This window comes from Halobacillus sp., assembly GCF_049282395.1.
In the GTDB taxonomy this organism is placed as follows: domain Bacteria; phylum Bacillota; class Bacilli; order Bacillales; family Halobacillaceae; genus Halobacillus.
The window spans coordinates 1-3629 of record NZ_JBAPTY010000269.1; the positions used below are offsets into that span (position 1 = coordinate 1).

The 3629-nt window shown below is 44.1% G+C and carries 4 protein-coding genes; 1 reads left to right on the forward strand and 3 read right to left on the reverse strand.

Features of this window, described 5'->3' with window-relative positions:
* Positions 1-231: 231 nt before the first annotated feature.
* Positions 232-1071 carry a hypothetical protein gene (locus WAM07_RS11285; RefSeq protein WP_422166918.1) on the reverse strand — a complete coding sequence of 280 codons (840 nt, stop codon included), beginning with the start codon at positions 1069-1071 and terminating at the stop codon, positions 232-234.
* 249 nt (positions 1072-1320) lie between these two features.
* Between WAM07_RS11285 and WAM07_RS11290 the strand changes: the two genes are divergently transcribed.
* Entirely contained in the window at positions 1321-2100 is a 780-nt protein-coding gene (locus WAM07_RS11290; protein ID WP_422166920.1) for a DUF5995 family protein, read from the forward strand.
* A 109-nt stretch (positions 2101-2209) separates the two neighbouring features.
* Here WAM07_RS11290 and WAM07_RS11295 read toward each other — a convergent pair whose 3' ends face one another.
* Both WAM07_RS11295 and WAM07_RS11300 read right to left on the reverse strand, forming a co-directional pair.
* The gene (locus WAM07_RS11295; protein WP_422166922.1) at positions 2210-2698 is read right to left on the reverse strand and encodes a divergent PAP2 family protein; all 489 of its coding nucleotides are present in this window, start codon (positions 2696-2698) and stop codon (positions 2210-2212) included.
* Positions 2699-2825: 127 nt separating this feature from the next.
* Positions 2826-3629 (reverse strand): FAD-binding domain-containing protein (locus WAM07_RS11300; RefSeq protein ID WP_422166923.1); only part of this gene is annotated, 804 nt, incomplete at its 5' end.

Consider the following 3629-nt stretch of genomic DNA (forward strand, 5'->3'; position numbering starts at 1 on the left):
TCATATACCTTCAGCATCCGTATCGATCGGTTTCGGCGGCTGAGGTCATTTAAACGATCCCTCAGAAGAACCATTTTTTCCTTCACAACGATCACCTAATTCTTATTATTTATTGCTACCATTATACAATAAAAACCATATTCTCTTAAAATATCCTCCACTTCCATATAACATTCACTACTTAAACAGACCTGAACCACAAAACCTCACTGTGATCCAGGTCCTTTACCATTAAGAGAACACTTTTCCTTCTACAATTAAACGTTCCGCCCATTCCACTACCTTACGATTACGACTCACATACATTTCCTGATCGCCTCTGCCTGACGTTTGCATCTCGATCCCATCAGGTCCTTCATTCCACACTTTAATATTATGAGTGAATTGAGACTGTTCATTTTGAAAACAGGAAGGCAGTTTCCACTGGGTACGATTTTTCGCTCCTTCTTCTGTCAGTACTAAACTTTTCTCATACCCGAACGTTCCCCAGCCTCTCTGACCCGGGTTCTTTGAAAAGTCAGGAGTGGCCGCGTAAATACAATTACGTTTACTCTTATTATTTTCTTTTTCCTGAATATGAGGATGATATTCCGCCCATGATGGTATATGGTCTTTATACACATCCCATACCTCGTCCACTTCGAGGTAACCAAAAATCACATGAAGATCAGGTGCGTCCGGCACATAGCGATACTTCCCATTTACTTTTTCCACTTCTTTAAACCAGCCGAAAAAAAGGAAAAGGTCTCCCGGCCCGACACCACGATTATGCAAGGTTCCCTGGGAGATGCCACTTTGACCGAACAATCCGCGCCATTCCTCCGGGCGATTCTTCATCATGGAGGATTCCAAATCCGGGTCCAAATGCGTCTCTGAGAACTGATTAATCCCTAAATCTTTCATGATGTTCAGATAGTTTTCGCTGCCCACCGCGTTAAGGTCTTTATAAAATATCCCTGTATCTGCTCTTGGGATATGAAAAGGCAGCAGGCTGTCTGCATACAGTGGACTGGGCTTCCCACCCGTACTGCTATCAAAACCTTTTCGACTCAGGATGACTTTTCTTCCCACAAGCATCGCCTCCTATCATAATTCACTCCACACCCAAACTTTTTGTAGTTAAAGGATTTCCATAAAAGCTATTAAAATTAGATGTTATACTAAACATAATGACACATTGAAACATAACTTTACTTCTGCTGAAATACTCCACAATTCTTAACCCAATCATTTATTACGAAAATTTAATCATTTCCTACTTAGTTATCTAACTCATACTTTTTTATAAATACCTATTAACCTTCCGAGGGGGCTGATGGAATGAAATCTATAAGCACACCCAAAAAGCAGGTCGAATCATTGGAAGAGGTCATTGAATTAATGACAGAACACCTCCACGCTCTTCAACACAGCGGTGACTACCGGGCTGTTTTTCAGCATGTTTATTTATTGATGACACGGGAAATGCAGCTGCGTCTTGAATCTGGTTTCTTTGAAGACCCTGTTTGGATGGAACGCGTTCTTGTTCGTTTTGCCCACTATTATTTTAGCGCCGTCAACGCCTATGAAGCATGCATTCCTTGTGCACCCGCATGGAAGCTTGCTTTTCAAATAGCTGAAGAAAAACAAAGCTTCGTGCTGCAAGATGCACTCCTCGGCATCAATGCCCACATCAACCGCGATCTCCCCATGACCTTACATACAATCCTCGATGAAGAACAAACTTGGCCCAATGCTCGTCTTATGCTCCACAGGCGGCGGGATCATGAACGTATAAACGAAGTATTAAGGGATCTGGTGGACATTGTTCAAGACGTACTAACGAAACACTATGCCCGCTTACTGCGTTGGATAGATGTTCTTATGGGGCGCAGCGATGAAACGCTATCTTCTTTTTTTATGGCTAACTTCCGTACAAACGTGTGGTACAATGTCGAGCTTCTCCTGGACATCTCAAATGAAACAGAATTCAAGAATCAGCAAGAACGAATTGATGAAGAAGCCTACCGCATCGGACTACAAATTGCCAACTCTCCATTTCCAACCTACCGCTTCGTTAAAAACCTGGCACCTTACATGCGGAAGTATCATTGGTTCTAAGCGTAAAAAGGAGATAGAACGCCCCAATGTCTTCCCATTCTGAAGATAAAAATAGCAGACCTTGCTTCAGGTCTGCTATTTTGAGTTTTCCTCATGTACGTATTCGAATTTAAGATTCACTTACTTTTTTCTCTCTATTTTCAAACTTGGCTGACAAAAAACCAAGCGCAGAACCAAATATAGCCCCGCCAAGCACTTCAATAGGCTGGTGGCCTAATAGTTCTTTCAACTCTTTCTCCCGCTCCACAAACTCAAAACTCGGAAAGTCGACTGCAATTTCAGCGAAATTATCCTCTAAGTCATTGACCAGCTTAGCAATTTCGCCTGTATGACGGCGAATGCCCTGCGCATCGTACATGACAATTACGCCAAAAACGGTTGCCAGCGCTGTTTCAGTGTGGCGTGATCCTTTATTGGACGCTATGTAGGTAGTTAACGCCGCAACTCCTGCCGAATGAGAACTTGGCATGCCCCCGGTGGTCGCCACCTGTTTCACATCCCACTTACCTGTCATTCTTTTGTAAGTAACAATTTTGAGTGCCTGTGCCACCCCTATGGCGGTTAATGCGGTTAGTATTCCTCGGTTCATCTTCTGCATGTCGTTCACCCTTTACTTTACAATCATTCTACTTTCTTATACTAATTTCATTACCCTAAATATAGTGTTTTATGCGGTGATTCATTAAATTCTTTCCATGGGATAAGGCATTCTTTCACTTTCAGGATTATTCGAACAGGTCCAGAGACAATTGCTCTTCTGTCTGCTGCTCTCGTTCCTTCTCTTTCCGCTTCCTGATTCCATGTTTTTTCAGTTGCTTTTGTGCGGTGGATTTTGCTTCATCAGTCTGTTTGATCGACCACAACAAGTCCCTTGCCTTTTTATTCGCAGAAGGTATATCAACAATAGGAGACGGGTAATCCAGCTCGTTAAAATTCGGCAGTTGCCAGGGCTGATGAATGAAGGATACAGGAATAGATCGAAGTTCAGGTACGAACCGCTTGATGAACGCCCCGTCCGGGTCATGATCAATCCCCTGTTTGACCGGATTATAAATACGTATCGTATTAAACCCGGTCGTGCCAGACTGCATTTGAATTTGGCTGTAGTGAATGCCTGGTTCATAATCCAGAAAAAGTCCTGCAAGTGCATGACCGGGTTTCCGCCAGTCCAGCAGCAGCGTGTTGCAGACGAACGATACCACCATCGCACGTGACCTGAAATTGACCCAGCCGGTTTCGTGCAGAGCCCGCATGGCAGCATCAATCATCGGGATGCCCGTCTGCCCGTTGTACCAGCGCGTAAAGGCTTCTTCATCCCACTCGGTGCGGATCTGATCAAACGCCGGGTTAATGGCGTGCTCTGTAATGGATGGATCGTCCTCCAGCCGCTGGATAAAATGACAATGCCAATGAAGCCGCGACATAAACACCTTCAAATGCTTACGTCCTTTTGGAGAGGCGTCCATCTTTTCACGCGTTTTCTGTACCGCATAACGCATCGATAAGTTGCCCCATGCGAGGTATGGTGA

Excerpts from the sequence above, each read along its gene's own strand:
- WAM07_RS11290 (WP_422166920.1), top strand. The coding sequence starts at position 1,321 with ATGAAATCTATAAGCACACCCAAAAAGCAGGTCGAATCATTGGAAGAG.
- WAM07_RS11295 (WP_422166922.1), bottom strand. The coding sequence starts at position 2,698 with ATGCAGAAGATGAACCGAGGAATACTAACCGCATTAACCGCCATAGGG.